23 protein-coding genes are annotated in these 25800 nt (G+C 43.7%); 13 read left to right on the forward strand and 10 right to left on the reverse strand.

All coding sequences use genetic code 11. The features are described 5' to 3' along the window. Window positions 1-323 precede the first annotated feature (323 nt). The 3 genes from JK188_RS07445 (at window position 324) to JK188_RS07455 (ending at window position 3647) form a co-directional block, all read left to right on the forward strand. Entirely contained in the window at window positions 324-1301 is a 978-nt protein-coding gene (locus JK188_RS07445; protein WP_211886203.1) for a DUF1852 domain-containing protein, read from the forward strand. A 63-nt stretch (window positions 1302-1364) separates the two neighbouring features. Further along, window positions 1365-2396, forward strand: coding sequence for a methionine synthase (locus tag JK188_RS07450; RefSeq protein WP_211886205.1), 1032 nt, complete (start codon window positions 1365-1367; stop codon window positions 2394-2396). A gap of 222 nt (window positions 2397-2618) precedes the next feature. Further along, window positions 2619-3647, forward strand: coding sequence for an isoaspartyl peptidase/L-asparaginase family protein (locus tag JK188_RS07455; RefSeq protein ID WP_211886206.1), 1029 nt, complete (start codon window positions 2619-2621; stop codon window positions 3645-3647). 89 nt (window positions 3648-3736) lie between these two features. Here the strand turns inward: JK188_RS07455 and JK188_RS07460 are convergent, their stop codons facing one another. From JK188_RS07460 to JK188_RS07490, 7 genes are all read right to left on the reverse strand, one after another. Beyond that, window positions 3737-5119, reverse strand: coding sequence for an amidohydrolase family protein (locus JK188_RS07460; protein WP_211886207.1), 1383 nt, complete (start codon window positions 5117-5119; stop codon window positions 3737-3739). 57 nt (window positions 5120-5176) lie between these two features. Further along, the gene (locus JK188_RS07465) at window positions 5177-6127 is read right to left on the reverse strand and encodes a carbamate kinase family protein (protein ID WP_132495710.1); all 951 of its coding nucleotides are present in this window, start codon (window positions 6125-6127) and stop codon (window positions 5177-5179) included. 74 nt (window positions 6128-6201) lie between these two features. Further along, window positions 6202-7764: a xanthine permease gene (locus JK188_RS07470; protein WP_132495712.1), complete on the reverse strand. Its 1563-nt coding sequence runs from the start codon at window positions 7762-7764 to the stop codon at window positions 6202-6204. 155 nt (window positions 7765-7919) lie between these two features. After that, window positions 7920-9335 (reverse strand): DUF1116 domain-containing protein, encoded by a 1416-nt coding sequence (locus JK188_RS07475; RefSeq protein ID WP_036951080.1) that lies wholly within the window; start codon window positions 9333-9335, stop codon window positions 7920-7922. Then, window positions 9335-10885: an acyl-CoA synthetase FdrA gene (fdrA, locus tag JK188_RS07480; protein ID WP_211886209.1), complete on the reverse strand. Its 1551-nt coding sequence runs from the start codon at window positions 10883-10885 to the stop codon at window positions 9335-9337. The genes JK188_RS07475 and fdrA overlap by 1 nt, the downstream gene beginning before the upstream one ends. Next, entirely contained in the window at window positions 10875-11798 is a 924-nt protein-coding gene (locus JK188_RS07485) for a DUF2877 domain-containing protein (RefSeq protein WP_211886212.1), read from the reverse strand. The genes fdrA and JK188_RS07485 overlap by 11 nt, the downstream gene beginning before the upstream one ends. An 18-nt stretch (window positions 11799-11816) precedes the next feature. After that, window positions 11817-12422, reverse strand: a complete 606-nt coding sequence (locus JK188_RS07490) for an ankyrin repeat domain-containing protein (protein ID WP_154627397.1) — start codon at window positions 12420-12422, stop codon at window positions 11817-11819. Window positions 12423-13022: 600 nt separating this feature from the next. On the opposite strand from JK188_RS07490, the gene JK188_RS07495 reads away from it, so the two are divergent. Next, on the forward strand, window positions 13023-13958 hold the full coding sequence (locus JK188_RS07495; protein ID WP_036951088.1) for a LysR substrate-binding domain-containing protein: 936 nt from the start codon (window positions 13023-13025) through the stop codon (window positions 13956-13958). Here the strand turns inward: JK188_RS07495 and JK188_RS07500 are convergent. After that, window positions 13955-14809: a LysR substrate-binding domain-containing protein gene (locus JK188_RS07500; protein ID WP_211886213.1), complete on the reverse strand. Its 855-nt coding sequence runs from the start codon at window positions 14807-14809 to the stop codon at window positions 13955-13957. The two genes, JK188_RS07495 and JK188_RS07500, sit on opposite strands and share 4 nt — an antisense overlap. 157 nt (window positions 14810-14966) lie before the next feature. Between JK188_RS07500 and JK188_RS07505 the strand changes: the two genes are divergently transcribed. Next, on the forward strand, window positions 14967-15434 hold the full coding sequence (locus tag JK188_RS07505; RefSeq protein ID WP_211886214.1) for a nucleoside deaminase: 468 nt from the start codon (window positions 14967-14969) through the stop codon (window positions 15432-15434). 2 nt (window positions 15435-15436) lie between these two features. After that, on the forward strand, window positions 15437-16621 hold the full coding sequence (locus JK188_RS07510; RefSeq protein WP_187129478.1) for a cyanate transporter: 1185 nt from the start codon (window positions 15437-15439) through the stop codon (window positions 16619-16621). 43 nt (window positions 16622-16664) lie between these two features. Here JK188_RS07510 and JK188_RS07515 read toward each other — a convergent pair whose 3' ends face one another. Further along, window positions 16665-17105, reverse strand: a complete 441-nt coding sequence (locus tag JK188_RS07515) for a PACE efflux transporter (protein WP_211886216.1) — start codon at window positions 17103-17105, stop codon at window positions 16665-16667. A gap of 97 nt (window positions 17106-17202) precedes the next feature. On the opposite strand from JK188_RS07515, the gene JK188_RS07520 reads away from it, so the two are divergent. The 7 genes from JK188_RS07520 (at window position 17203) to JK188_RS07550 (ending at window position 24608) form a co-directional block, all read left to right on the forward strand. After that, window positions 17203-18087: a LysR family transcriptional regulator gene (locus tag JK188_RS07520; RefSeq protein WP_132495726.1), complete on the forward strand. Its 885-nt coding sequence runs from the start codon at window positions 17203-17205 to the stop codon at window positions 18085-18087. A 220-nt stretch (window positions 18088-18307) separates the two neighbouring features. Further along, the gene (hemP, locus tag JK188_RS07525) at window positions 18308-18499 is read left to right on the forward strand and encodes a hemin uptake protein HemP (RefSeq protein ID WP_132495728.1); all 192 of its coding nucleotides are present in this window, start codon (window positions 18308-18310) and stop codon (window positions 18497-18499) included. Between the two features lie 376 nt (window positions 18500-18875). After that, window positions 18876-20897 carry a TonB-dependent hemoglobin/transferrin/lactoferrin family receptor gene (locus tag JK188_RS07530; protein WP_211886218.1) on the forward strand — a complete coding sequence of 674 codons (2022 nt, stop codon included), beginning with the start codon at window positions 18876-18878 and terminating at the stop codon, window positions 20895-20897. A 43-nt stretch (window positions 20898-20940) separates the two neighbouring features. Further along, the gene (locus JK188_RS07535; protein ID WP_211886226.1) at window positions 20941-21990 is read left to right on the forward strand and encodes a hemin-degrading factor; all 1050 of its coding nucleotides are present in this window, start codon (window positions 20941-20943) and stop codon (window positions 21988-21990) included. A 15-nt stretch (window positions 21991-22005) separates the two neighbouring features. After that, window positions 22006-22827: a heme/hemin ABC transporter substrate-binding protein gene (locus tag JK188_RS07540; protein WP_211886228.1), complete on the forward strand. Its 822-nt coding sequence runs from the start codon at window positions 22006-22008 to the stop codon at window positions 22825-22827. After that, window positions 22824-23825: a FecCD family ABC transporter permease gene (locus tag JK188_RS07545; RefSeq protein ID WP_211886230.1), complete on the forward strand. Its 1002-nt coding sequence runs from the start codon at window positions 22824-22826 to the stop codon at window positions 23823-23825. Before JK188_RS07540 ends, JK188_RS07545 begins: the two co-directional genes overlap by 4 nt. Window positions 23826-23828: 3 nt before the next feature. After that, window positions 23829-24608, forward strand: a complete 780-nt coding sequence (locus JK188_RS07550; RefSeq protein ID WP_211886232.1) for a heme ABC transporter ATP-binding protein — start codon at window positions 23829-23831, stop codon at window positions 24606-24608. Between the two features lie 56 nt (window positions 24609-24664). Here JK188_RS07550 and JK188_RS07555 read toward each other — a convergent pair whose 3' ends face one another. Beyond that, entirely contained in the window at window positions 24665-25582 is a 918-nt protein-coding gene (locus JK188_RS07555; protein WP_211886234.1) for a bestrophin family protein, read from the reverse strand. Between the last annotated feature and the right edge of the window lie 218 nt (window positions 25583-25800).

The raw sequence follows: 25800 nt of genomic DNA on the forward strand, positions 1-25800 counted from the left end.
GCAGACTAGAACATTAAGAATTCAATATTATTTAAATATAAAACTAATATTTTTGCCATCTGATCAGCTCAAAAAATGAATTGCATTAAATCGTCAACAAGCACATAGAGTCAAAGTGAAACCCATCTATTTACCTCCCCTCATCATGAACTTTCTTCATGTTCGAAATGAAATTAAGTCGCTTTAACTCCCCGCCCCGCTCTGGCATAAATTAAACATATTAACTTACTGGCTACATAAAATTGATGAATGAGAAAACGTGCAACATCTCTGTAATCAAGAAATAAACGCCGTTTTCCTATTAGGGCTAGGATGCAAAAATCATGAATACAGAATTTACCTTTAATATTACGCGCAGCATTTTTGATGAAAATTACAACCCATCGGAAAACACGCGAATTACCACTAACTTTGCGAATTTAGCCAGAGGCAAAAGCCGCCAGGAAAATCTGCGTAACACATTGTCGATGATCAACAACCGCTTCAATTCATTGGCATATTGGGATAACTCTAAAAGCGATCGCTATGCTGTTGAGTTGGAAATTATCTCTGTCGAGATGAATATCGAAGAAAAAGTCAGCAGCTTCCCAGTCATTGAAATCTTAAAAACCAACATCATTGACAAAAAAACGCAGCAGCGTATTGAAGGGATTGTAGGAAATAATTTTTCCTCCTACGTACGGGACTATGATTTTAGCGTTTTACTCTTGGAACATAATAAAGACCAAGCAGAGTTTAGCATTCCAACTAAATTTGGCTGCCTGCATGGCAATATTTTTAAATCGTTTATTAACTCCAAAGAGTACAAAGCGAACTTTAATAAATCACCGGTGATCTGTTTAAGTGTTTCAAATAGAGATACCTACCATCGCACAGGGAATCAACACCCTATATTAGGCATTGAATATCAGCCAAGTAATGCCTCTTTAACAGAGCAATACTTTGGTAAAATGGGCTTACAGGTCCGTTACTTTATGCCGAAAAATAGCGTTGCTCCTTTAGCCTTTTATTTTACAGGAGACTTGCTGAGCGACTACAGCAACCTTGAGTTAATCAGCACTATTAGCACCATGGAAACGTTCCAAAAAATTTATCGTCCTGAAATTTATAATGCCAACACGGTAGCGGGTGAATGTTATCAACCGAGCTTAAATCAGCAGGATTATTCATTAACCAAAATTGTTTATGACCGTGAAGAGCGCAGCCAACTTGCCATTGAACAAGGTAAATTCACTGAAGAGCACTTCATTAAGCCTTACCAAACAATTTTGGAAAAATGGTCTGCAAGCTATTCCGTTTAATAGAAATCGGTCAATTTAATAAAATCGCGTATTTATAAAAAATAAAATAAAAGGTCACCTGCAATGAAAATATTATTACCCACTTCCACAGCCGGCAGCTTGCCGAAGCCATCTTGGTTAGCAGAACCAGAAAAACTCTGGTCGCCATGGAAATTGCAAAACGAAGAACTTATCGCTGGTAAACAAGATGCCTTGCGTTTATCACTGGACGATCAATTCCGTGCAGGCATCGACATCGTGAGCGATGGCGAACAAACTCGCCAGCACTTTGTGACCACCTTTATTGAACACTTGAGTGGCGTAGATTTTGAAAAACGCCAAGTGGTAAAAATTCGTGACCGTTACGATGCCAGCGTACCAACCGTTGTGGGCGCTGTTGCTCGTCAAAAACCCGTGTTTGTGGATGATGCCAAATATCTGCGTCAACTCACTGACAAACCGATTAAATGGGCATTACCGGGTCCAATGACCATGATCGACACGCTCTATGATAACCACTATAAAAGCCGCGAAAAATTGGCGTGGGAGTTCGCTAAAATTCTTAACCAAGAAGCGAGAGAGTTAGAAGCCGCAGGCGTCGATATCATCCAATTTGATGAACCCGCATTTAACGTATTTTTTGATGAAGTTAATGACTGGGGGATCGCGGCGCTCGAAAGAGCCATTGAAGGACTGAAATGCGAAACCGCAGTACATATCTGTTATGGCTATGGCATCAAAGCCAACACCGATTGGAAGAAAACACTAGGTTCTGAGTGGCGACAATACGAAGAAGCTTTTCCGAAACTGCAAAGCTCAAATATCGATATCGTTTCACTGGAATGCCATAATTCCAACGTTCCGATGGACTTAATTGAACTTATCCGTGGTAAAAAAGTGATGGTCGGTGCAATTGACGTGGCAACCAACACTGTCGAAACCCCGGAAGAAGTCGCCAATACATTGCGAAAAGCCCTACAATTTGTTGATGCAGACAAACTTTACCCATCAACTAACTGTGGCATGGCGCCATTATCTCGCGATGTTGCCAGAGGGAAACTCAACGCGTTAAGCGCAGGCGCAGAGATCATCCGAAAAGAACTTGGCGCAAAATAAATTATCCCAGATTTGGCGATCTCATCCATCGCCAAATTTCATCATTTTTAAACCCTTCATAGCCACTCACACCCCTTATTCGTATTTACTGAAAATATCTGAAATTCTTTCAGCCATTATCACAGAAACCCTCTATCAATGTTGCTGGCTAGGTATTTTCCCTCCTATACTTTTTTTTGCTTAAAAAGTGACTAATAACAAAATAACTGGAAGGAAATAATCATGAAATTATCTCTACTAGGATGTTTATTGGCAGCTTCATTTTCTCTGCACGCTTATGCCGTAAGCGAGCCACCAATCCGATTAGTGATCCACGGGGGAGCCGGTACTATTACCAAAGGCACCATTACTCCAGCACAAGAAAAAGAGTATCAAGAAAAACTGACCGAAGCCTTAGAAGCAGGCTATGCGGTACTCAATAAAGGCGGTAGTAGCCTTGATGCGGTACAAGCCTCTATTAATGTGATGGAAGATTCCCCGCTATTTAACGCAGGAAAAGGCGCCGTTTTTACCCACGAAGGCAAAAATGAAATGGATGCGTCGATTATGGATGGCAGCAACCGTAAAGCGGGGGCTGTGGCAGGTGTCACCAACATTAAAAACCCGATTAATGCTGCTTATGCCGTCATGACCAAAAGCCCTCATGTCATGATGGTTTCTAAAGGTGCTGAGCAATTCGCCGCAGAGCAAGGTCTTGAAATCGTTGACCCATCCTATTTCCGCACTGACTTCCGTTGGCAGCAACTTCAAAAAGCCAAAGAAAAAGAGAAAGTGGTACTCGACCATGATGGTAAAACTGCAGCTCTCTTTATTGACCCAATGATGTATGACTACAAATATGGCACCGTTGGCGCAGTCGCCCTCGATAAAAACGGCAATATCGCCGCAGGGACATCCACAGGCGGCATGACCAATAAACGTTTTGGTCGTGTCGGTGACTCCCCTATCATTGGTGCTGGAAACTACGCTGACAACAATACGGTCGCTGTTTCAGCCACAGGCTCCGGCGAAATGTTTATCCGTACCGCCACCGCCCACAATATCGCCGCCCAAGTCAAATACAACAAAACGCCTATCGACCAAGCCGCCCGTAATGCATTGGATGAAGTCAAAGAGCTGAACGGAAGTGGTGGTGTGATTGTGTTGGATAAAACAGGTAACTACGCGATGGAGTTTAATTCAGAAGGGATGTACCGCGGAACAATCGGTAACGATGGTAAACCGCAAGTCGCAATTTATAAAAACGATTAAGTACCTAGCGATTAAACTCGCTACGCCATAAAAATACAAAAGCCCACCAATGTGGGCTTTATAAACTCTATATCTATAAACAACGGCTCTCAGCCTAATGACTTTTCAACTGCGCCACTGGCCAAATACCCTTTATGAAACGCGGCTTGCCTTGGCGAGATACGCGCAACTGCCTCTGCTGAGCAAGAGGCATCCACCAGCACAAAACTGGCATCATCGCCTTTTGCTGGCCACACTTGCTGGCCCTTTTCATCCAGTGGCAATACGTTACCCGTGGCAATAGCAAGGGAGCGAGATAATGCCAACTCATCAGGGCGCGTGTACAACTGCGCATATAAATTGGCTTTTTCTAACATGTCCCCGAGACCAAATGGTGACCAGTGATCAATCACACTGTCAGTCCCCGTCATCACAAACACGCCATTTTTATTCAACGTTTTTAATGGCATATGCAATGTACCGATAGGTACGGTCGACGCTATCGTAATCTGCTGCTCAGCCAAGCGTTTTGCCATCGCATCAGCATCTTCAGGATTTAACATAGCTAACGCAAAGGCATGGCTAATCGTCACCTTGCCACGCAAGCTACGATTTTCATCCACGGTTTTTATCATATAGTTGATAGCGGCAAGTCCTGCCGGGCTTGTCTCATGCAGATGAATATCAACCCCTTTGTTATAATCCAGTGCAATCTGGAACATCGCATCAAGGGATTTTTCCATCGCACCATCGACATTGGTCGGATCTAACCCACCCACATAGTGCGCTCCTGCTTGCATCGCTTCTCGCATCAAAGGGACTGATTTTGAAAGCAGTAAACCATGTTGAGGGAATGCCACAATTTCGCACGTGAGATCTTGCTGACGTTTATCCAACACCGCTTGCAGTGCTTCAAGATTTTTCAATCCAGAAACAGGTTCAATGTTGCAATGGCTGCGTGCGATGGTCGAACCATGAGATTGAATTAAATCAATCAGTGCATGCGCCCTTTCTTGCGTGAAAGGCTGCAATTCAGGCAACATTTTCTGTTCAAGGGCTATCATATCCATAATAGTTTTACCTTCACGGGACTGTGGCGCTTGCCATGGTCCTCCGTAAAAGGTTTTATCCAGATGAATATGCATATCTCGAAATGCAGGAAGCATCAATTTGCCTTGCGCACTGTACGCATTCAGAACGGTATTTGGATGCTGTTTATTGGGTAACACCGCCACGATTTTACCATCATTAATTTCGATGGTTTTTAGCTCAGTTTGTGTCCCAATCACCGTACTATCACGGAAATTAAAACCTGTTTCAAGTAACGCATCATCAAGATAATAATGTTTATCTGTGATACGAGAAACACCAGACTGCGGTACGCTTTGCACCGCCGCCCCCGCAGATACTGAACCTAATAATGTACAAGCCGCCACCACTTTTGCGCTTGTCGTCAGAAACTCTCTGCGCCCAGACAACTGTTCTGCATTCATAGCAACTCCTTATCATCGAGAGTTCGACCTCATCATACGAAGCCGAACGAGTGAGGTTTAGCCTTGAATAATATGGGTTCCCGTCTCTCCACGTAACGCTGCTGGCAGAGCTTCAGGAGTCGTGATAATCACACGCTTACCACCATTAGCGATAAACGATAAACTGGCTTCAATTTTCGGTAGCATGCTCCCCGCTGGGAAATGCCCCTCTGCCATATAGCGCTGCATATCCGTCGTTGAGGTTTCACCAAGGGCTTTTTGTTCCGGTTTGCCAAAGTGAATACACACTTTTTCAACGCCTGTGGTGATGATTAAAATGTCCGCATTGAGCTCTTTCGCCAATAGCGTGGTCGATAAATCTTTATCAATAACGGCATCCACACTTTGATAACCGCCCTGCCCATTATTCACCACAGGGATCCCACCGCCGCCTGCCGCAACAACCACATAATCATGTTCGGTCAATGTACGAATTGCCGCTGACTCAATGACACGTTTAGGTTCAGGGGATGCCACCACACGGCGATATCCACGCCCTGAATCTTCAACAAAGTGCCAATCTGGGTTTTCCTGCTGCAATACATCCGCTTGTTCTTTACTGAAAAATGCGCCAATCGGCTTAGTCGGTGCAGCAAAGTTCGGATCATTTTTATCGACTTCCACTTGGGTCACTACCGTTACCGCTTGGCGATGTTGCTGTTTCGCTAATACATTAGTGAGTGCTTGCTGGACTAAATAGCCAATCCCCCCTTGAGTATCCGCCACACAATTAGCCAGCGGTGTCAGTGGTAATCCTTCAGTCACATGAGCAATTTCAGCGCGACGCAAATCTAACCCTACCTGCGGCCCATTACCGTGAGTCAGCACAATGTTGTAATTACCTTTGAGCATATCGCTGATGTGCTGAGCCACTTCCTGAACCGCTTTTTCTTGAGCTTCAATGGATTGGCTGCTGTTATCTTTAATAATACTGTTGCCCCCGATGGCAACAACCACGAGTTCTTTCATGATTAAGGATCCTGATACCGAATATTTAGCAGATAGTGGGTGTACCGCGCACACCCACTATAAAGATTGGCGTATTACACTGATTTACTCAGTTTTTCAGCTTTTTCAGCTTGTTGCTGCTCCACTGATTGGCGACCATCTAAAAAGTGTTTGATAACAAACAAAGCCGCCATCATGAGGTATGCGTAGACAAACATCAATGCCGAACCTGTTGCAATACCCACGGCCGGAGAATGGATGATGCCAAAGAAGACCAATACCGCACCCACTGCCGCCGCAATCGCACCACGTAACGGCTTGTTTAAGATAGCGAAGATAGCGATACAGCCCCATAACATACTTGCCAATGGTGCACCGTTGCCTAAGTGAACCAGACCTTGATAGTAAACGCCTTTATGTAAAAGAACTTCCGTACCAATCGCGCTTGCAGACGTCCCTGCCGCTCCCATGACACTGTTAACCATCGTCAATGCCCAGTTCGCAATCCATGGGAATAGGCAGATAAAAATCACAGGCACTTCGACTTTCGGTGTTTCTCGCACCACTTGGTTGGCTGTCACCACACCGATAAACACTAAGATAGGGACAATGGCCGTCATTGGGATCACCGCGAGCATAAATGCTCCGATACCAAATAACGGGACGATAAACATAGTGATACCAGATGCTAAGGTATAACCCACACTCGCGCCCATCGCTTTCCAACCCGCATGACCCACATACACAGTCACAGGGAATGGGTTGCCTAGCACGACGCCCACGGTTGAAGATAAACCGTTTGCTAGCATCACCTTACGTGTGTTGTATTCATCACCCGCTGCGTGAGCACTTTCAATATTTTCAAGGTCAAAGATGTAGTTCGCTAAACCTAAAGGTACCGCTGAGGCTAAGTACGGCAGTGCATGAGGTAAACCTTGGAAGAAGCTATCCACATGGATGCTTGGCGGGTTAAAACCAAATGACGCCATGGATGCCGTAATCGCTTCTGGGCTTTGTAAACCCGAAATCCATGCTAAGGCAGAACCCGCGATAAGCAGCAGCAACCCTGTAGGAATACGTGCAAAGATAGGCTTTTTACCAAACCAGTTGATGAAAATTAACAGTAGGACAATAAACGATACCGTTGGTGCTTCAAATGCTTGCAGCATCGGGTTCATTGCCAGTAACAATAATCCGAGACCCGATAAACACGATAATAATACGGTACGCGGGATCATCTTACGGATGGTTTCACCAAGGAAAGAGCCCCCCACTAAAATCATTGATTCCACAAAACACCAGACCAACGCAATTTGCAGAGCAAATTCAGGATCTTTGGTGGTTTGGTAAACCGGCATGATCACTAAGAAGGTTACGGTGAAGATAGAAGGTGCGCTTGGCCCTGATGGCAGTGCCGTGACGTCATTTCGTCCCGTTTGTTTGATCATCTGCTGACCAAAGTAAGCGTAACTTACACTGGCAAGCAATACAGCAAAACCAAACGCTGGCGCGATACGACCATAAACAATTTCCGCTGGGATGCCGACAACAAAAATCAGTAAGCCCATCATGGTGAGTAGGTTCGTGAGGTTATTGGTCATCAAACCAAAATAGGCCGCCAAATCACCACGTTTCCATTTAATATTTAATAGACTCATATTCTTACTCCCATTCCCCTCACACCTTAGCAGCACGTTGTTGACGGTCTATCTCTTATGCCACTGAACAATTTAGGGAATGCGTTGCTTTATTTTTATCGCCCGGCCGAAGCCGGGCATTATTTTTTGCTTAGTGAGTTTTGGGCTCAATACCACTATGCATAGTGTTTCGCGTAAGAAAGCATCGCTTTTTCGAAGCAATCAAACGGAGGATGTACAATCCCTGCCCCAATCATTCCAATACCTGCATCTTTATGCGCAATCGCCGTGTTAATCACCGGAAGAATGCCACTAGCGGCAACTTTCGTGATATCAATCGCTGTCGGAATTCCCATGAAACCTAGCAATGGAATAGTGACGTTCGGGTTCTCACCAAGGGTGATTTCACGCATTTGGCGAGAGAAATCCACCGCCTCTTCAACAGTTCCCCCAACGAGCGCCACGATAGCCGGTGCTGTTGCCATCGCAAATCCACCAATCCCGTAAGTTTCTGTGATAGCCGAGTCACCAATATCTAAACCTGAATCTTCCGGTTTATAACCCGCGAACATTGGACCAATCACTTGCTGAGAAGGACCTGTAAACCACTGCCCCGGTAGCCCGCTAATGCGTAAACCAAACTCATAACCATTACGTGCCATGGTAGTCACGACAGTACTGTATTCAATACCGTGCGCCGCATCCATTGAAGCTTTACACATTGCCATCCATGTAGGACCCGAGAAATAGTCGCTACTTGCCACGAAATCAAAGACTTCTTTTTGCTGGGCAACCGTAAAATTGGTTTGAATAATTCCCGTGGTCAGCGCTTGGATCAGCAATGTTGTTCCCGCATTGTTGCGGTTATGGCATTCATCACCCATATGTAACGCTTGTGCCAACATTAAACGCAGGTCGATTTCACCGACGATTTTCATGGCGTCACGCAGCATTGGACCCAGCACATCACGCATCCAATTCAAGCGGTCAATAACGCTTTGGTCATTGGCACCCATGCGCAAGATTTTTGCCATCTGCTCACTCAAGTTAGTGAATGCACGGTTGCCGTAAGTTTTGTTTTCGACAATGTGCATAAACATCGATGCCGATGTCACACCCGCCATTGACCCTACGCAATCATGTTCATGGCATGGGGAAAAGATAATTTCCCCCGAAGCTGCAACACGTTCAGCATCCGCTAAGTCTTTTGCCAATCCTTCAAAAACTAAAGCGCCTGTCACCGCACCTTTCATTGCGCCACACATATCTTTCCATGCCACTGGTGGACCGGCATGTAGAATGGTGTTTTTCGTCATGCCCGGTACCACATTAATGGCTTGGTCATAACCCACGAGCACAGGCTGGGACTGAATAATACGCTCAAGCGCTTGAGCATTCGCAACCGCGATTTTTTCTTGTAACGCCGCGTTGCCTTCAATTTGGTCAAGCGCGCGGATCACAGCAACGTTACCTTGCCCCGGCGGCGTCCAATTCAGCTGAGTCACCGGAACGTGCTGTTTTTTCAGATCATCACTGAACATCTCAATGCCGATATTGATAACGTTCAATGGTTGTTTAAATAATGAAGTCATTACGCTTTCTCCCCTTTCCAGACAAACTCACGTCCTAATAAACCTGTATTGGTACTGCTACTCGCCCAAATCACACCTGCTTCGGTGAGCATCTTGACCTGTGCATCCATCGATGGCGTATCTTGGTCAGTACCCAGCACATAGCCAAGGATCACCAGTTCACGCCCTTCTTGTTTCGCTATCTCTTTTGCTGTTTTGATAGCGTCAATCATCACACCGACCGGATCCTCATGAGAGCCAAAGCCAAGCACGAAATCCATCATGATCACACCAACTTCTGGGTCACGAGCTTCTTGCAGTAAACGCTCGATGCGGTTTGTTGGATCGATCATTGGGTGTGGCTTACCGTTGGTAAAATCATCATCGCCAAAGTCGAGGAAGGTATGGGCAACACTTTTATTGATATCTTTCAGACGGTAGTCAGGGTTAGGTTGAATATTGCTGTAGACGTCATCGTATTTTTCCAGCGCTGCAAACATTGCTTCATCACACAATGTGCCGCCACAGAAAAGACCACGAATGTATTTTTGTTCCGGTTTGAGTAACTCTCTGACTTCATCAATTAATGGCAGATTGAGAGGGTGAAGGTCTAAATCTTCTTTACGAATGCCTGTCAGTAAAACCGCTTTCAGAGCAGCTTCTTTGGTGCCTTGGGCAAAGGTTAAGCCGGGTTTATCATCCGGTAACGGTTGACTTCCTAAGAAACAAACCACCACTGGCTTATGGCATTTTTCAGCTTGTTCTAACACTTTTTTGGCAACCATAGGTGCTGGTGGCTTAGAAATGAGTGCAATGACTTGGGTTTCATCATCTGCATCCAGCATTTTCAGTGCATCAATCATCATGATGCCGCCAATTTTTTCACTCAGGTCACGACCACCCGTACCAATTAGCTGAGAAACTCCAGCACCAAACTCATGGATGCGTACACTCAGTTCTTGGCTCCCCGTACCGGATGCCCCAATAATTCCGATGCTACCGCGACGAACATTGTTACCAAAACACAAGGCTGTCCCATTGATGATCGCCGTTCCGCAGTCTGGTCCCATCATCAACAACCCTTTTTGGCTCGCCAACTGTTTCAGTGCCAGCTCATCGTCTATCGAGACGTTATCGGAGAACAGCATCACGTTGAGATCATTTTCCAGTGCAATACGCGCTTCACGAGCCGCAAATTGCCCATTAACCGAAATAACCGCTAAGTTAGCATCAGGAATGTGCGTTTTTGCAGAGTTGATTGTGGCGTATTTGGCTTCATGCTGCCCGCCGCCTTGATTTTTCTTATTAAACAGGTCTTCGATAGCAATCAATGTCGCATCATTGGCTTCATCGCTAGGCCCTTTAATCACTATCATTAAATCGCCGTTTTTGGCTTCTTCTAATTCTGGTGTTAATAAACCTAAGTTTCTTAATACGCCTTTATTCATTTCTGTTGCCATTGCCACAAAGGCTTGCTCAACATTTTCAAGTTGGTTGGCTTTGGTGGAAATAGACATCAATGACACGGAATCAAAATAGGTATTCTTTTTTATGACTACTTTAGTCGACATGTGTTTCTCCGAAATAATGAGTCAGAAACAGCGCATCGCGAATGCCAAATAGCATGTCGCAACCTGAACTAGACCCGATATTTAAAATCTCTAAAATTTGTGGATAAATATTTGTTTCTCGCCCATCAACTAAACATTGAATTAGTTGATGTATATTTTCGCGATACTCTTGGTTTAATGCTTTTTCTAACGTGATGGCACTGATGGGTGTTGTATTCGCTTTGCTTTGCGAAATCCCTTGATAAAAGCTCGGATAGCAGGAATTCGCAGGGTGGTGTTTCAACAACAAAAAAGCCATTAGTCCCACTAAATAATCATCTCCCGAAGGTGTTAACCCAATTCCTAATCCAACAAACTGGCTCACAATATTCGTCAATCCTTGGTGCCTTTTATTGATTAATAAATTAATTAAACTAGAGCGTAATTCATTTAATTTTTTTGATGATTCAAGATAAAAACCATTGTCCCCTTGGTAGTTAAACAGAGAGTGTGTTTTATCATTTAAAATAGAATCAATTTCGTTAATTTTAGACTGAAGAAAATAACGGTATTTTTCTTCGGTTAATTTTTCATTAATAAAATAAACCGTTGGTGGGTTCCATTTCTTACATAATAAAAATGAAACAGTATATTTTTCACCAATATGGATTTCATTATTTAAAATATAAACAGAATCCCCCGCAGTAATATTTAACGGTGAAAAATCCTTATTAATAATTCGGCAGCTATTAGGAGCATTATCCGTTTGCGAGCCAAGCAAGGTATAAAGTTGGTTATCAATTGAAAAATTAATGGCTTTATTAAAAACTTGCTCTATATTCCCTGTTAATGATGGCTGATGCAAAAGATGCAAGAAATGTACATCAGCCGTTAACCCATAAATGCTTTGCCGCTGAGATTGGTGTCTGTTCACAATCCCCCTTATGGGTGGTTACGCACCCGCTGCAATCAGTAATTCAGCAATTTCGTGATAGCCTTTTTCCTGTGCCAGCTCTAACGGCTTTTTACCGTATTTATCTGTCATATGTGGGTTGGCACCGTGCTCTAACAGCATTTTTACGATTTGCTGCTGTTTTACGCCACCATCATTCAGCACAATCGCTTCTAGCAACGGAGTCCAGCCGACAAAGTTGGTGTGATTAACATTAATGTCCGTGTTTTCCAGTAATTCACGCACAATTTCCACATGCCCTTTTTCACTCGCTGGCGTGATCCCAACACCACCAAAACGGGTTAGTAAATCTAAATTAGGATTAGCAGGTAATACTAAACGCAATAATGTTAAATCATTATTTAGGCAACTTAATAAAAATGGGTTAAAACAGGTTTGGTCTTGTTTATTAATATCAGCACCAGCATGAATAAGAAAATCAACACACTCATAGTGCTGATTTAAACTGGCATTCACAATAGCAGTGCGACCTTGTCGATTGGTACTATTAATATCAACACCTTTTTCAAGGCAATTTTTTAAAATAGCTAATTGACCTTGTTCTGCTGCTTTAAGAAAATCTTGAACGAGTGTGTTTTCTGTCATAACGCTCTCCACATTTAGCTATTTCAATTTTCTGATAGCCAAATTAAATATGAATTAAAGATTATTTAGCATGGTTAGAGCATAACAATTGCCATTAATAAATAGAATCCATTTAAATTTAATTCATCAATCTGCCACCCTATTATTGATTTAAATTCAACAATCGAGCATTTTTGTGCGTGAAAGCATCCTTCACTGACCTTTATTGATGTTTTTTTGTCTATTTTCTATGCAATTTGACCAGGTTATTTTGTTAATCTGTTTACCAATTTATTCTTTCTTCAATTTTGTGACAGGCATCAAATCAAAGGTTTTCAAATTGTTAACATTGTGATTTTTTTGTTTATTAACCCGATATTCCCTAATGACTTATTTTTTATTAAATTCAATAATATTAATTAGTTTGAATGTAAACATGCGTTTCATTAGTTGCTTTTTGGGGTGACATAAATTAAATACTATTGATTGTACAGAATAGATAAATACCCCCGCAGAAGGCTATCAAAAACAATCGATAAAAAGCCTGTTTTTTAAGCTATTGAATAGTATTCACAGAAAACGTTATTTCGGCTAATTTTCACGCACTTTGGGACACGACACATGAACTCTATTTTTACCGAAGAAAATTTATTGACCTATACCACCGCGGCTAAATTTGCCAGTTTCAGTAAAGCGGCCGAAGAACTTGGAATTACCACCTCCGCGGTGAGCTACACCATAAAACGCATCGAAACCTATTTAGATGTCGCTCTGTTTATCCGCGATACCCGTAATATTGAGCTGACCGAAGCGGGATACTATTTTTATCGCAAAGCCACCGACCTTCTGAATAATTTTCATCTCATCAAAAAAAGTATCGACTCCATTGAACAAGGGATTGAAGCCCGTGTTCGCATCTGTATCAATCAGTTGATCTACACCCCTTACCATACGGCGAAATTGCTGCAAATCTTGAAAAAGCAATTTGGTACTTGCCAGATCACTGTAACCACGGAAGTGTATAACGGTGTTTGGGATGCCATTATCAATAACCATGCGGATATTGCGATTGGGGCGCCGGGTACACTCATGGATGGCGGCGGGATTGATTACACCGAAATTGGTGCCATACACTGGCAATTTGCAATAGCGTCTAGCCACCCTTTAGCCTTAATGCCTGAGCCAATTGCCGAAAGCCAGCTTCGCCTCTACCCAAATATTATGGTGGAAGATACGGCGCATACCATCAATAAACGCGTTGGGTGGCTACTGCACGGGCAAGAGGCGATTCAAGTGCCCGATTTCAACACAAAATGCCAGTGCCAAATCTTGGGTGAAGGGATCGGATTCCTACCCGACTATATGGTCAAAGAACATGTAAAAACTGGAGTCCTAGTCACGAAGCAAATACAAAACCCAAGGCAGGATTCTCACATGCTATTAGCCACTCAACACTCTGCGACAGGGCTAGTCACCCAATGGATCAGAAAAGAGTTTATGGCAAATGGGATCTTAACGGAACTTTACAGTGATTTGCTCAAGCCCATCGCCAATTAACGCGGTTCTAATTGATGAGCTAACTGCTCCGCCAATACTGAAACCATCTCCGATGATTCTTTGTGAAAATGCATCGCCAGTTCCATCTCTTGGGCAGGAGGAAACCCCTCTTCTGCTGTCAAGATTCGATGCTGGGGTAATTTCGCGCGTACGGGTAACAGGCTAACGCCTAATCCGTCGGTAATCGCACTTTGGATACCTGCCAGACTAGTGCAAGTATAAGTAATGTGCCAAGGGCGTTGTTCATTATCTAACAACCTAAACATATCATTCCGGTACAGCCCATTCTCTGGAAAAACAATCAGAGGAACAGAATCCGAGGGAAGAACATGTTGCTGGCGACTCGCTAGCCAGCAAAGAGGCTCTGACCAATGATAATCACTATGAAACTCCCCTTTTCGTTGTTTCACAATGATCAAATCCAACTCACCATGTTGATAGCGTTGCTGTAGTTGGCGACTCAACCCGCTAGTCACCTCTAATCGGACATTAGGATGCGCTTGCATAAATGCCGCCAATGTTGGTGTCACTAATCCCGACGTCAAATCTTCAGGAAACCCTAATCGCAGAGTTTGGATAATCGCATTGCCTGTTATTTTCATAAAAAACGTATCGTTAAGTGCCAGAATATTTTTCGCGTATCCAAGCAACACTTCCCCTGTTTCTGTCAGGGTTAACATCCGATGCCCCCTTACAAACAACGGCTGTCCAATAAGACTTTCTAATCGCTGAACTTGCTGACTTAACGTCGATTGCGTTGAATTTAATTGTTGTGAAGCCACCGTAAAATTTCCCGTTTCTGCGACGGTAACGAATGTTTTCAATAATACAAAATTAAGCAACGAATTCATTTTTTTAATACCTGAGATTTAATTATTTAATTTTTAAATATCACAGTTTTTGATTAGATTGAAGGGAACAACGCATTTGATGGACATTACTGAAATGACACCATGTCAACTCATCAGTAATCTTATTAGAATACTCGATAAATCAGGAGCACAAGCCATGCTCGATAAACAATTTTTACAACATGCAATCACCCTCGCCGCGGACAATGTTGCCGCAGGTGGACGCCCGTTTGGTGCAGTGGTCGTCAAAGATGGGAAAATTATTGCCACTGGCGTGAATCAAATGTTGGAGCGACACGACCCTACTGCACACGCTGAATTACTCGCATTACGCCAAGCAGGAGAGGTGCTAAATAGCGTCAGACTCGATGAGTGCACCGTCTATGCTAGCGGTCAGCCTTGCCCGATGTGCCTTGCTGCGATCCGGATGTCTGGCATTAAACGTGTCGTTTATGCCTATTCAAACCAAGATGCTGAACCTTTTGGATTATCGACAGAGGCAATAGCTGAAGCATTAAGAGTCTCTCCTGACCGACAAGATGGTTTGCAATTTACCCAATTAAAACCGAAGGATGAAACGCAATCCATGCTGTATCAAACTTGGTGGCAACAGCATCACGCGTAAACATGAAAAAACCACTTTCTGCCTCTTTTGGCTTGATTCTGACAATTGCCCTTGTCGGTATTAATTTACGCCCCTTTATGACAGGACCTGGGCCAGTCATCGAAAATATCATTCAAACCACCGGAATGAGCTACCAGAGCGTTTCACTGTTAACGCTGATCCCCATGTTACTCATGGGTTTTGGAGCTTTGGTCGTCCCCGCATTAAATCAAAAATTAGGTGATAAGTGGGGTATCAGCCTCGCGATGCTACTGCTGCTGATAGGCTCTTTCTGCCGATTATTTGTTTCTGATGCGAACGCACTGTTAATGACCGCATTTTTGTGTGGAATGGGAGCGGCTTATATTCAAGCGGTTTTCCCCGGCTTGATAAAATTTTCGTTTCCACAAAAAATGGCCGCCATGACGGGATTATATTCAGCTACCTTGATGATCGGTGGCGCGCTGGGAGCACAATTAACACCGCTAATTACCCACCGTTCAGGGAATTGGCAAAGTGGGCTTGCATGGCTGGCATTACCAGCGCTGATCGCCCTGATTGCCGTCATCATGAATATTCGCTCTTCGGACACGAAAAATACGCCAGCTCAGCTGAGTGTATTGACCTACCTTAAGCAGCCCAGAGCGTGGCTATTAATGGCGGGATTTGGTTTGGTGAATGCGGGCTATGCAACTGCCGTGACATGGCTGGCGCCTTTCTTTCAACAACAAGGATTTAGCGCCACAGAAAGCGGTTCTTTGGTGGCGATTTTAACTATTTTTCAAGCAGCTGCGGCACTGATGATCCCGGTATTAGCATCCCATAATGTTGACCGTCGCTTTTGGCTCACTGTCACGCTGGTGAGCCAAGCATTGGGATTTGCCGGGTTAATCCTGTTTCCTAATACACTACCGTTGCTGTGGGTAGGTCTGCTGGGCTGTGGACTGGGTGGCTGCTTCGCCTTAACCATTATTACCTCTTTAGATCATATCCCTCATCCTGCTAGCGCGGGGATCCTGACTGCCTTAATGCAAGCAGGCGGTTTTATCATCGCCGCTTTTGGACCTTTGGTTGCGGCAGCATTACAGCAATTTAGTCACAGTTTTACCCCTGTTTGGTTGCTGCATTGTGTCCTGGTTATGATGACATTACTGCTATTTTTGCGTTTAAATCCTAAAAGATATCACCAGATTTTTAGCGTGAAATAAGCTTAGTTACCAAGGAGATGGCCTCATAGCCATCTCTTTCACGCTACGCAGTGGTTTTTTCTTGCGCCAATGCAGATTTTGGTAACCCAAAAATTTTGTCAAATGCCCAGTTAAAGAAAAAAGTATAAATCGGGATAAAGATAATCAGGGCAAAATCTAAAATAAGTGCCTGCCAGAGCGATATTGATAACCACCATGCAATCAGTGGGATCAAAAATACCACCAACGTTAACTGGAATAACACCGCATGGGCAAAACGACGTCTAAACGTTCTAATTCTTGATTTCTGCTTTGATTCCCAATATTCAAATGCCACATTGAAAATAAAATTCCATGTCACCGCAATCGTGGTGATCACCAGTGCTAAAGGTCCTGTGGTTCCCGCGGAATTCCCCGAAAGAAAAGCCAGTGCTAACGATGAAATCATCCAGCCAATGACTTCGTAGCTCGTAATAAAAACCACTTTGCGTTTAATACCTTGCATATTTTATCTCATATTCTGTTTGCCGAAGGCTGGTAAATTAAATCAACATTAATGATAATAAAAGTCAGCTACTATCAACAAAACTGAAAGGTCTAAGATGCCATTTAATAGCGAAAACCTGATGATTTTCTTAACTGTGCTCGATAAAGGCTCTTTTTCCGCAGCGGCAAGAGCGCTTCATCGAGTCCCTTCCGCGGTTAGCATGGCGATTGCCAACCTTGAAGCAGAGCTTGGTTTTTCACTGTTTGAACGCCATACGCGAGAACCCAAACCCACAGAACAAGCGCTCTCCCTCGCCCCTTATGCCCGAAATATTGTGGATAATTTGCGCCAATTGAATGTTTTCTCACGAGAGCTCACTCAAGGTGTGGAAAGTACACTCACGATCGGAGTTGCTGAAGGGGTTAATCCCAATGTGTTAGTTGATGCATTGTACACGCTGAGTCAACGTTATCCGTTGATGCATGTGGAGCTGATCACCGCTCCTCAAGATGATATTTTGCCACTATTGCACAGTGAGCGCGTTCAATTGGCTATCGCTTTTGGTGGGTTATATGTCAATGCTCAGGAACAATTCGAATGTATTGGTTATGAATCATTAACAGCGACCATCAGCGCCGATTACCTCTCTAATAAACCGAATAATGCATTGTATATCGAAGATCTTGTTCAAACACGCCAGATTATTGTCGCGAGCCCTCACCACCCTATCAGTGATTTCCGCTCTATTGTTTCTAGCCATTATTGGCGTACGGATAGCTTCACGATGGCGTTAGAATTAGTTAAAAAAGGGATGGGTTGGGGAAATTTACCGGCTTCATTAATCAAAACTGATTTAGAGGCGGGTTTACTCAAGCGTTTAGAATTTAAAAACACCCCGAATGGGTTAGTGCTTCCTATCCATGTGGTCTGTTTAAAAGGTCAAGTACTCAAACGCGGCGCCCAAGAGTGTATAGAGCTTTTAAAAACAAATATGTACTAACAAATTTCAGTAATTTCAGGATCGGCTCAATCCCTCCTCCAAAAGTTAGGTAAATCCCCATTTACATCATAAAGGTAGCCCGTATCCGCGATACGGCTCTTTTGTTGGTAAACAGTGTTTGTTGATCAATTGTGAAAATCGCTTGATATTGCCAATGCTTTTAAAGATAATAATTATCAATATCATTCTTATTGACAACAAAATTTCTGTGGTGAAAAACATGACCAAGCCACTTTCTGACATTATTGAAGAAACCACAAAATCAACCTCATTGACTGATTTTGCTGCTAAAAATGGGCTTATTGAAAGCCAAAAATTATTAGGTACATCAGGAAAAATCGCCATTGAGCACCGAGGTGAAATTTATCAATTGCGTCAAACTCGCACAGGTAAATTAATTCTAACCAAATAGTTTTTAGTCTTCACAACGCAATTTGCTTTAAAAATACAGTTAGTTTTAAAAACACAATTAGCTTTAAAAACACAATCTATCTCGCAAGCCACCTAAGTCGTCATACTAGGCAGCCAGCTTAACTCTATACATCAGGACACGGTTTCTTATGGTGTTTATTACGGGCTTTGCTGCTGTAAATCAGGATAACCTCAAGGCGAACTTTCGAACCCTATCATCGCTTGTTGGGTTCAAATACCCCTTTTCCCCTATTCCGTTGAAAGCGTCTTTGTCTCAACACCCTATAAACACGCCATAACGCTCTGATGATAAATCTGTTTTTAACGGTGCATCGCACTCATCAAAGAGTTAACAATTTTTAGGGAGTATCACCTGTATGTCTCAAGTATTACGCTTATCTGTGCTGGCGAGTGCCTTGCTGCCTCTAATGGCAACCGCACAGACTGAAAAATCTCCAACTAACAATAACCATTTAACTAACACTCACCACGATGTGATGACGGTTTATGCCACGGGTAATGAGCGAGATAGCTTTAATACGCCGATGATGGTTACCGTCATTAAAAATGATTCACCAGAAACCAAAACAGCCAATAATGCTAACGATATTTTGCGGAAAGTACCGGGTATTGCACTGACAGGAACTAGCCGTACTAACGGTCAAGATATCAGCATGCGTGGGTTTGACCGTCGTGGAATTTTGACGCTCGTCGATGGCGTTCGCCAAGGTACGGATACTGGGCACATTAACGGAACATTTCTTGACCCTGCGCTTATCAAACAAGTGGAAATCATTCGCGGTCCGTCAGCACTTTTATACGGCAGCGGTGCTATGGGCGGCGTGATTGCTTGGGAAACCGTGAATGCGAAAGATTTACTGCGTGAAGGTCAAAACCAAGGTTTCCGCGTTTTCACTCAAGGCGCTACCGGGGATCACAGTTTTGGCTTTGGCGGCTCCGCTTTTGGTAAAACCGATGATTTTGATGGTCTATTCAGCTTTGTGACGAAAGAAAGCGGTGATGTTCGCCTTGGTGGCGGCGAGAAAATGGATAACAAAGAAACCATTGCCAATATGCTCGGTAAAGGCACATGGCAACTGGATGATGCGCAAACCCTGTCTGGACAAGTTCGTTATTACAATAATGATGCTTATGAGCCAAAAGACCCGCAACAGCTCGCCACCAGCAACGATAATAAAAAGGTTAACCGCACAACGCGTCAGCGTGATTTGCAAGCAACCTATCAATTAAATCCAGACGATAATTCATGGCTCAATTTAAAAGCGACTCCGTATTACTCTGATGTGAATATCACCTCCAAAGGGAAAGAGTCTAACTACGAAGGACGCAGCCAAAAAACGTATGGTATCAAACTGGATAACCGCTCCGATATCTATGAGTTACCACTCGCTGCACATAACTTTACCTACGGTACTGAAGCGTATCGTCAAAAACAGACTCCTTACGCTGGAACCACTCAGTTCCCTGATGCAGAAATCACCTTTGCGGCTGGCTTTATTCAGGATGAGATTACCTTAAAAGATTTGCCTGTTTCCTTCATTTTGGGAACTCGCTATGACAACTACAAGTCCACCGCCAAGGGCAATAAAGATGTCAAAGAAGATCAATGGTCATCGAAAGCGGCGGTGAGTATCACGCCAACCGAGTGGTCAATGCTGTTTGCGTCATACTCTGAAGCTTTCCGTGCTCCAACAATGATGGAAATGTACAACGATTCCCTTCACTTCAAAGGCGGTCCTATTTCCAACTATTGGCGCCCTAACCCAGACTTAAAGCCTGAATCCACACGGACTGCGGAATATGGTTTTGGTTTACGCTTTGATGACTTACTCATGGCTCGCGATAACCTGCGCTTCAAAGCCAGCTATTTCGATACAAAAGCTAAAGATTACATTAACACCTACGTCAATACAGACCGTGTTAACTGGAATAACAACTACACCACATCCATTAATACCAAGCGCGCTAAAATTTGGGGAACGGATGTGTCATTGGATTACACCACCGACTACTTTGCGTGGGGTCTCGCCTATAACCACACCGTCGGCGTCAATGAATATACAGGCAAAGCCATTGAATCCATTAAACCGGATTCACTCACCAGTAACCTCTCTATTCCAGTTGCAGACAGCGGTTTCTCTGTGGGCTGGTTAGGTGAGTTCACTACTCATACCGATTTCGATAAAACATCCAAATTGAAGCAACAACCGGGCTACGCCGTTCATGATTTCTATCTAAATTATCAAGGAGATGGAAGTCTTAAAGGGTTAGATACCAGTGTTGTTTTAGGAAATGCTTTTGACAAAGAGTATTACTCCTCTCAGGGGATTCCCCAAGATGGTCGTAATGCTAAGCTGCTCGTCAGCTTCCAATGGTAATTCACACTATATTGGTAATTCACACTACATAAAGGAGAAACCTGTGAATTCAGCACTTTTCGAACGTTATCAACAAGCCAAAGCAGATAATAAAGCTAAGTATGCGAGAGATCTCGCCGCTTACCTGAATGTTTCTGAAGGGGAATTACTGCATAGCCGCGTTGGGCGCGATAAGGCTAAACGCCTAAGCGTTGATGCACCAACGTTATTAACTGCTTTGGAAGCTGTCGGTCCAGTCAAAGCCATTACCCGTAATGAGTATGTGGTGCATGAGCAAGTCGGTCGCTATGAAAATGCCAAATTTAGCCCTCATGGCGGTTTAATTCTCAATCCACGCGCACTGGATTTGCGTATGTTTTTCTCTCATTGGGACAGCATTTTCGTACTCACTGAAGAGGCTAAACGAGGTGAACGTCATAGTATCCAATTCTTTGATAAACATGGCGATGCGCTGCACAAAGTGTATACCACCGATGAAACCGATATGGATGCATGGAATGCGCTTATCGAGAAATACACCACCACCGAAAACCCACTGTTAACCGTTGAAAAAGTACAACCGCACCACGCACAGCCAATCAGCGATGAGCTAAAACAACAGCTTGACCAAGAGTGGCGCAACATGACGGATGTTCACCAATTTTTCATTTTATTGAAGAAAAATAACTTAAGCCGTCAACAAGTGTTCCGCGCGGTCAGTGATGATTTAGCTTGGCAGGTGCCAAATGATTCATTCAATCAGCTGGTTAACACTGCTTTCGCTGATCAAAACGAGATTATGATTTTCGTGGGTAACCGTGGTTGTGTACAGATTTTCACAGGCAAAATCAAACGCTTGATGCCACACCAAGCAGAAGGTTCTGACATCAAGTGGCTGAATATTTTCAACCCTGATTTCACGCTGCATATGATTGAAAATGGTGTCGCAGAGTGTTGGGTCACTCGTAAACCAACAGAAGATGGTTTTGTGACAAGCCTGGAAGTATTTGATGACCAAGGCAACCAAATCGCACAAATGTACGGACAACGCACGGAAGGGACGCCAGAGCAAGAACACTGGCGCCAGCAAGTCATGTCCCTGCCAAGAATCTAACACAGGTATTTGACGATGAAACAATGGCTTCTAATGGTAATCACACTGGCAACCTCATTGGTTGCCCATGGCGCTGACCGTTTAGTGACACTCGGCGGTGATGTAACTGAAATTGTCTATGCGCTCGGTGCACAAGATAGTCTGGTTGGGCGTGACAGTAGCAGTTTACATCCCGAGCAAGCAACTAAGTTGCCCGATGTCGGCTATATGCGAACACTGAACCCAGAAGGCGTGCTCTCTTTGCGTCCAACGTTGGTGCTCGCCAGTGAGCTTTCCCAACCTTCAATTTCATTAACCCAAATTGAAAAAAGCGGCGTTAAAGTGATTAAAGTGACAGGAAAACCGAAATTAGAAGCCATTCCTGAGAAAATCACCACTATCGCACAGGCAGTGGGATTACCCGAAAAAGGGAAAATATTAGTCGAACAATTTAATGCTGAGCTACTCGCCATCCCCACCAGCCCTCTAAATAAAAAAGTGGTTTTCTTAATGAGCCATGGTGGAATACAACCGATGGCCGCTGGGCAAAAAACCGCAGCCGATAGCATGATCAAGGCCGTTGGTGCACAAAATGCAATGCATAGCTTCTCTAGCTATCGTCCGCTATCTCAAGAAGGTCTTATTTACAGCCAGCCAGACCTCGTCGTGATCTCTGAGCAAGGTGTGAAATCCTTAGGTGGCGTTGACAAAGTTTGGGAATTACCGGGGTTAGCACTCACTCCGGCAGGAAAAAATCGTGCTCTTTTAGTCGTGGATGATACTGGCATGCTGAGCTTCAGCTTAAGCACCCCCAAAGTTATGCAGCAGTTAAGAGAGGCGTTAGAAAAAAGCGAATGAGCCGTTTTAAGCACCCTTTATTTAAAATTTTGATGTTATTGGTGCTACTAGGGGCAGTCACTGTGACTGCCTCTACCGCTGGCGCAATTAACTTACCGTTAAAAGCGCTTTGGTTTGCACCATCCACCGATCCTGACTGGCAAATTTGGCTCACCATTCGTCTACCAAGAGTTTTACTCGCCATTTTAGTGGGACTGGCTTTAGCGGTTTCCGGTGGGATGATGCAAGGGTTATTTCGCAACCCTCTCGCTGACCCCAGTTTATTAGGGGTAAGCAGTGGTGCCGCATTGTGTGTGGCAGCATTCATCATTTTACCGTTCTCCTTACCCACATTAATGCTCAATTACGGTCATCTTGGCGCAGCATTCGTTGGCAGCTTAGCGGTTTCACTGATCATTTTTAGCCTCAATCGTATGTCTAATGGCAATTTGGCACGGCTGCTATTAGCAGGAATTGCCATCAATGCCCTATGTATGTCACTAATTGGGGTACTGAGCTATATGAGTAATGACCAACAGTTACGCACATTTAGCTTGTGGATGATGGGGTCATTAGGCAATGTGAATTGGACATCGCTAGCGATTGCCGCCAGTGTGATTATCCCCACTTGCTTACTCTGCTTTTGGCAAGGCAATACATTGAATATTCTGCAATTAGGGGATGAAGATGCACACTATTTAGGGATAAATGTTGAACGCAGTAAGTTTGTTTTATTATTCCTAAGCGCCCTATTAATTGGCTGCGCCGTTGCTATGAGTGGTGTGATTGGCTTTATCGGGCTCGTTGTTCCTCACTTAATACGTATGACATTGGGACCCGATCATCGTTGGCTTATTCCTGGTTCTGCCATTGTGGGTGCTTGCTTACTCTTAGTTGCCGATACCCTTGCTCGCACTTTAGCCGTTCCCGCAGAAATCCCCGTGGGCTTATTAACGGGTTTGATTGGCGGACCTTACTTTTTATGGCTAATACTGCGCCAACCTGCAGGAAGGATCTAACCGATGCCCAATTTACTCGATGCTAAAAACCTCAGTTATCGTATTAATAATCGAACATTAATCGATGATATCAGTTTGTCTATACAGCAAAATCAAATGGTGGTGATTATTGGCCCAAATGGTGCGGGAAAATCCAGTTTATTGAAATTGCTTACAGGCTACACCTCCCCCACTAAAGGTGAGTGCCAGCTCGAAGGCCGCCCATTACCTGAATGGGAACCTCAAAGCCTTGCTAAAAAACGCGCAGTGATGAAACAGCATAGCCATTTACAATTTGCGTTCAGTGTTGAGGATGTTGTGGCGATGGGAAGAACACCTTATGGTTCAGAACATAAGCAGCGAGCCATTGATATCGCTATGGAGCAAACCCATTGCACCCCGCTACGACATAACGATTATCGCCAATTATCCGGTGGTGAACAGCAGCGTGTTCAGCTTGCGCGAGTGTTAGCTCAGTTATGGCAACCGGAACCAACGCCAGCCTGTTTATTCCTTGATGAGCCCACTTCTGCCCTTGATTTATACCATCAACAGCACAGTTTGCGGCTATTGCATCAGCTTACCCGTGAAAGGCCGCTAGGCGTTTGTTGTGTGTTGCATGATTTGAACCTCACCGCACTCTATGCCGATAAAGTGTATCTTATTCATCAAGGGAAATTAGTTGTGGCTGGAACACCACAAGAAGTGTTAACTACCGAGAATTTAACCCAGTGGTATCAAGCGGATTTAGGGGTACAGCCGCATCCAGAAACGGCAACCCCTCATGTGTATCTGCGCCATTAATAAACAGCCGCGGCTTTCATCATGCTCTATCACATAATGAAGACCGCGACTTAACATCATAATAAATTGAAGTATTTATTTGGCTTCGGTGGTGGCGGTAACTGCTTAGCATCAATCATATCAAGAGCATTGCGTTCAAGCCCGTTACATAACGCATTCAGTGGCAAGCTGTTGTCCAGCACATCGAATGGGTCTTCCAATTGTTCCGCTAATGCATCCCACGCCAAGAACGTATAGGAAACAAATACTGAAACCAAAGGCGTCATGTAGTGTAAATCCCCCACCAACGCAAACGGCAATAATGTACAAAATAAATAGACCGTACGTTGCAATATCAATGTATAAGCAAAGGGGATCGGCGTATTCGAAATACGTTCACAGCCACCTAAAACTTCAGATAACCCGTTCACATCTTTATTGATAGACTGAAACAGAACATCACTGATCAGATTGTTATCCCGTAAAGCCCCCACACTCAAACCAATATGCATAAGAATTCGGCTGGTAGGAAAAGGACTTTTAATCACATCTAAAAAAACATCCCGCGGCAATAAGCGGTACAAATCTATATTTGGGTTAGTACGTCTAAGTTCGTGATTTAAGCTCCAACTAAACGCAATCAACAAATTAGCAAATGTGCGATGCGCTTCAGGATCATTCGGTAATAATCCTTTTATATTTCTTAAAATATTACGTTGATTGGTTAAGATTGCGCCCCAAAGCGTTCTGGCTTCAACTAAACGGCTGTAGCAGGCGTTATTACGGAACCCCAAAAAGATAGCTATTGCTATCCCTAATAAGCTAAATGGGGCTATTGTTAGATGTATTCCTAATTGCTCGTACCATTGATAGATTAAAATAGCGACAATGGACATCATAATATTAAGCGATAATCTAAAGGTGATTTTAGACAGCACGGAACCGTGCCAGTCGAACAACCTAAAGAACCAGTGTTGATGCGGGCGAATGACCATAAATTAATAATAATTGAAAGGATAGTTATGTGTGATGATTATCACATAAATTATTTCGGCAATCCATATCTTGATGAGCTCATCGATTTACTCATCTTAAGCTAAATAGTTTAGTAATAAACTACTTTATTTTTTATCTATTCTATCATCTATTTATTATTTTCCGTTTTTTTAAGATTTCAGGTATTGACTCAAATTTATTTATAATTAACTTTACC

It is taken from the genome of Providencia sp. JGM181 (assembly GCF_018257375.1).
GTDB lineage: Bacteria > Pseudomonadota > Gammaproteobacteria > Enterobacterales > Enterobacteriaceae > Providencia > Providencia lanzhouensis.